The 4,808-nt window shown below is 63.5% G+C and carries 5 protein-coding genes and 1 pseudogene; 3 read left to right on the forward strand and 3 right to left on the reverse strand.

Going from position 1 to position 4,808, the window contains the following annotated elements; genetic code table 11:
- The 3 genes and pseudogenes from WCB02_RS01730 to rplJ all read right to left on the reverse strand — a co-directional run.
- Window positions 1–1,212 (reverse strand): annotated as a pseudogene (locus WCB02_RS01730) (DNA-directed RNA polymerase subunit beta); the annotation flags it as partial.
- Between the two features lie 617 nt (window positions 1,213–1,829).
- Window positions 1,830–2,207 (reverse strand): 50S ribosomal protein L7/L12, encoded by a 378-nt coding sequence (gene rplL, locus WCB02_RS01735; RefSeq protein ID WP_423955682.1) that lies wholly within the window; start codon window positions 2,205–2,207, stop codon window positions 1,830–1,832.
- Window positions 2,208–2,264: 57 nt separating this feature from the next.
- On the reverse strand, window positions 2,265–2,783 hold the full coding sequence (gene rplJ / locus WCB02_RS01740; RefSeq protein WP_423955684.1) for a 50S ribosomal protein L10: 519 nt from the start codon (window positions 2,781–2,783) through the stop codon (window positions 2,265–2,267).
- A 628-nt stretch (window positions 2,784–3,411) separates the two neighbouring features.
- Here rplJ and WCB02_RS01745 point away from each other — a divergent pair.
- From WCB02_RS01745 to WCB02_RS01755, 3 genes are all read left to right on the forward strand, one after another.
- A complete protein-coding gene (locus WCB02_RS01745; protein WP_423955686.1) occupies window positions 3,412–3,792 on the forward strand; it encodes a hypothetical protein in 381 nt (126 codons plus the stop codon).
- Window positions 3,785–4,330 (forward strand): hypothetical protein, encoded by a 546-nt coding sequence (locus WCB02_RS01750; RefSeq protein ID WP_423955689.1) that lies wholly within the window; start codon window positions 3,785–3,787, stop codon window positions 4,328–4,330. Before WCB02_RS01745 ends, WCB02_RS01750 begins: the two co-directional genes overlap by 8 nt.
- Window positions 4,308–4,808: sigma-70 family RNA polymerase sigma factor (locus WCB02_RS01755; protein WP_423955691.1), on the forward strand; the 501-nt coding region annotated here is incomplete at its 3' end. The genes WCB02_RS01750 and WCB02_RS01755, both read left to right, overlap by 23 nt.

Raw genomic sequence — 4,808 nt, forward strand, 5'->3', positions numbered from 1 at the left:
GTAGCGCTCGGAATCGAAGAACAGCGACTGGAACATGGCGCCCGCCGAGTCCAGCGTCGGCGGTTCGCCGGGACGCATCACGCGATAGATGTCGAACAGCGCATCCTCGCGCGTCATGTTCTTGTCGGCATGCAGCGTGTTGCGGATGTAGGGGCCGACATTGACATGGTCGATGTCGAGCAGCGGCAGTTCCTTGTAGCCCTGCTCGTTCAGCACCTTCATCAGCTTGTCGGTGATCTCCTCGCCGGCTTCGGCATGGATCTCGCCGGTCTTCGGATTGACAAGATCCTCGGCGACATAATTGCCGACCAGCTCCTCGTCCGACATCCGCAGCGCCTTGAGGCCCTTTTCCTGGAACTGGCGGGCAGCGCGCACGGTGAGCTTCTTGCCGGCCTCGAGCACCACCTTGCCGGTATCGGCGTCGATCAGATCATTGATCGTCGAGTAGCCGCGGAAGCGCGCGGCGTCGAACGGCACGCGCCAGCCTTCCTTGGTGCGCTTGTAGAGAATCTTCTTGTAGAAGGTGGCCAGGATCTGCTCGCCGTCGAGACCCAGCGCGAACATCAGCGAGGTCACCGGGATCTTGCGGCGGCGATCGATGCGCGCGAACACGATGTCCTTGGCGTCGAACTCGATGTCGAGCCAGGAGCCGCGATAGGGAATCACGCGCGCGGCGAACAACAGCTTGCCCGAGGAGTGGGTCTTGCCCTTGTCGTGGTCGAAGAACACGCCGGGCGACCGGTGCATCTGCGAAACGATGACGCGCTCGGTGCCGTTGACGACAAAGGTGCCGTTCATGGTCATGAGCGGGATATCGCCCATGTAGACGTCCTGCTCCTTGATGTCCTTGACCGACTTGGCGCCGGTTTCCTCGTCGATATCGAACACGATGAGGCGCAGCGTCACCTTCAGCGGCGCGGCGAAGGTCATGCCGCGCTGCCGGCACTCGTCGACGTCGTATTTCGGCGGCTCGAATTCGTAGCGGACGAATTCGAGCATCGAGGTGCCCGAGAAGTCCGAGATCGGGAAGACCGAGCGGAACACCGCCTGCAAGCCTTCGTCCGGGCGGCCGCCTTGCGGCTCGTCGACCATCAGGAACTGGTCATAGGACGCCTTCTGAACCTCGATGAGGTTCGGCATCTCGGCGACTTCCTTGATGTGTCCAAAGAACTTGCGAACGCGTTTGCGACCGGTGAATGTCTGCTGCGCCATCGTGGCCTCTCATTTCGTCGCCCTTGCAAGGGGGCGAAGCTTCCGGAGCGCGACTGGCCGCCCCCCGGGTTGAATTTCGATCCATTTCGAGGGCCGTCAGCCCGATCTCAGGGCTGTCAAGTCCCGAATCCGTTCTTCCAACCTTCAAAACGCAAAACGACGCGCGGGGCGCAGAAGCGCACCCCGCCCGTCAAACCCATCTAGCTACGGACTGCAAAAGCCCGAAATTGCCTAATCTCCCGACGGCTTGCGAGGGGAAACGCCGCCGCTCCCGCCACATGCCGCGCTTTCGTGCTGCTACCCCGATATGGGCCAGCAATCCCGGAGATTCGAGGGGTAAACCCGCAAATCCCCACACTTTTTCGTGTGCGACGCGCGTCAGGTCGCCCCTTTGCACGTCTCTTGCATCGTCTTTTTGCGAAAGGCCGACCCCGGCCGGCCATCCGCGCATTCGTCCTGCCCCACCCTCGCCGTCATGACCGGGCTTGACCCGCCGGCGGGCCGAAGCCCCTCGGCGGGGCGGAGGCCCGGCCATCCACGTCCGTGGTGGGAAGATCCCCGCACCGCGCTCGGCCAAGGCCTGGCTTGTCCGGGGATGGAATTGAAGCAAGCTGCGCTTACTTCAATTCCACCTTGGCGCCAGCCTTTTCGAGTTGGGCCTTGATCTTCTCGGCCTCGTCCTTGTTGACGCCTTCCTTGACCGGCTTCGGCGCGCCCTCGACCAGGTCCTTGGCTTCCTTCAGGCCGAGGCCGGTGATGGCGCGGACTTCCTTGATGACTTCGATCTTCTTGTCGCCGACAGCGGCCAGCACGACGGAAAATTCGGTCTTCTCTTCGACCGGCGCCGCGGCGGCACCGCCACCGGCGGGACCTGCGACCGCAACGGCGGCCGCGGCGGACACGCCCCACTTCTCTTCCAGGAGCTTTGCCAGCTCAGCCGCCTCGAGCACCGTGAGGCTCGAGAGGTCGTCGACGATTTTCTGCAAGTCAGCCATTGATCTGTTTCCTTGACATGTTTGGTTCGAACCAGGGTTTGAGATTTGCGAAGGGCGTCAGGCCGCTTCGTCCTTGGAGGCATAGGCCTGAATGACGCGCGCGAGCTTGGCCGCGGGCGCATTGGAGAGCTGGGCGAGCTTGGTCGCCGGCGCTACGATGAGGCCGACGAGCTTGGCGCGCAGTTCGTCCAGCGACGGCAAGGAGGCCAAAGCCCTCACGCTGTCGACATTCAGGACGGTTTTCCCCATCGAGCCGCCGAGGATGACGAACTTCTCGTTCGTCCTGGCGAATTCGATGGCAACCTTTGGCGCCGCGACCGGATCGTTTGAAGTTGCGATCACGGTCGGTCCCTTCAACAGGGAACCGATGGCAGCGACGTCAGTGCCTTCAAGAGCAATTTTGGCGAGACGGTTCTTCGAGACCTTCACCGATGCGCCCGCCTGCTTCATCTGCATGCGCAGCTTCTGCATCTGGGCCACGGTGAGGCCGGAATAGTGAGCAACGATCGCGACGCTCGTGGCCTTGAAGACCGCGTTGAGCTCGTCGACCGCTTCTTTTTTTGCCGCTCGTTCCACAGCAAGCTCTCTCCGGTTGGCGGCCTCGCCTCGCAGGCGGACCGCCGGGTTGCACCCGCCGCCCCACCCAAACCTGACCTCGAAACACCAGTCGCAAGGACATGTCGGGCAAGACGACAATTTAGCAGCCTGCCCTCCCGCGATCCTTACCGGCGCACGGGGTGTCGAGGTTCGAACCAAATGTGCCTTTTGCCGCCCAAGGGCAGCACAAGGCGAAATCCGGTCTTCACCCGTCTATGCAGGCCGTTCAATTAAGCCGTTGATTAAACTTGCGTTCGTCGCGGGCGCCTGCAGTCTCGGACAGGATTCGAGGTCATCCGGCACGCCGGACGGCCCCTGCTGCACTCCGCCAAAACGACACGTTTTTCACCCCTTCTGAGCAATCCGGTCGGATGTCCCAAAAGGAATGATCTCCTGTCGTATCGGGTTTTCGGAGTGCGAACACGAACGTGCCAGCAATAGCCAGCACGTCCGGAGCGGCGTTGTTTAGCCGGTCTCTGGCGGCTTGCCAAGAGCAAAATTCAGACCAGTTTCAAACCCAAGACCCCGCCAAAAGATCCTTGTCAAAAAAGATCTCCGCCCTGTCACACCGGACCTGCTTCGCTCGTCTGAGGCGCAGGAGGTCCCGATGCAGCGGTGGATCGCAGGGATTCTGGCGGTATTCAACATCGGAAACGGCCTCGCCATGCTGTTTGCCGGTTCCGCATGGTGGGCGAGCGTTCCCGGCGTAGCCGATACCGGCCCCTTCAACCCGCATTTCGTCGCGGACGTCGGCGCGGCGTTCCTGGTGGCCGGCTTGGCGCTGGCTGCCCGGGCCTTTCGGCCGGTCTCTTGGCCCGCGGCACTTGCCGGCGCCGGATTTCTCGCCGCGCATGCCCTGATTCATCTCGTCATGATCGCTTCCGGGCATGACCGGCATGCCGTGGCGGACTGTTTGTCGGTCATCGCTCCGGCGGCGCTCGCCCTCTACGCGGCCTTCCCGAACCGACAAGGAGAATCACATGCGTAAATTCATCGCCCGCCGCATGCTGCGCGCGTTCAGCAGGCGTTACGGCTATGATGCAGGCTATCTCGAGATGATGCTGCAGGAATCGCCGGCGGCGTTCTTCAAATTCGCTCCGGTGACGAAGGCCGCCGCGCACCGTGAGGTGGTTCCGGTGGAGGCAGGCTTTGCCGCCAAGATCACCGGCGCGATGGCGGAGGATTGCGGTCCCTGCACGCAATTGACCATCGACATGGCACTGGAAGCCGGCATGGCGAAGGACCAGATCGAGGCCGTGCTGCGCCGTGATGTCGGCGCGATGGCTGCGGCAACCGCGCACGGTTTCCGCTTTGCCGAGGCCATCGTGACCCATGCGGCGGATGGTGAGCGGCATCGCGATGCGGTTCGCGCCCGCTGGGGCGAAAAAGGCGTGATCGATCTGACCATGGCGCTGCAAATGGGCCGGCTGTTTCCGATGGTCAAGACCGCGCTGGGCTATGCGAAGGAGTGCCGCCGCGTGACCGTGGCCGGCCATCAGATCGATGTCGTCAAGCAGGCCGCGTGACGCCGATCCGCTGGCGCTGCATCGCGGGCGCCTGCTCGGGCTTGCCTATCGCATGCTCGGCAGCCGCAGCGACGCGGAAGACGTGGTGCAGGACGCCTATCTTCGCTTTGCCGGCGCGCGGGATGTTCAGAACACGGAAGCCTTCCTCGTGACGATCGTCACGCGGCTCTGCCTCGACCGGCTGAAGAGCGCCAGGGCGCAGCGGGAGGTCTATGTCGGCCCCTGGCTTCCGGAGCCGGTGTTCGATGCCTCTGGCCTTTCCGCGGAAGCCGCAACCGAACTGGCGGACGATCTGTCCTTCGCGCTGCTGCTGGCGCTGGACCGGCTGTCGCCGCTCGAGCGTGCCGCGTTCCTGCTGCACGACGTGTTCGACCGGCCGTTTGCCGAAGTGGCCGCCATGCTGGACCGCTCTGAGGCGGCCTGCCGGCAATTGGCGGCGCGCGCCCGGCGCGGGGTGCGCGAGGAACGGCCGGCTCCA

Source organism: Bradyrhizobium sp., from assembly GCF_049581145.1.
Taxonomy (GTDB): domain Bacteria; phylum Pseudomonadota; class Alphaproteobacteria; order Rhizobiales; family Xanthobacteraceae; genus Bradyrhizobium.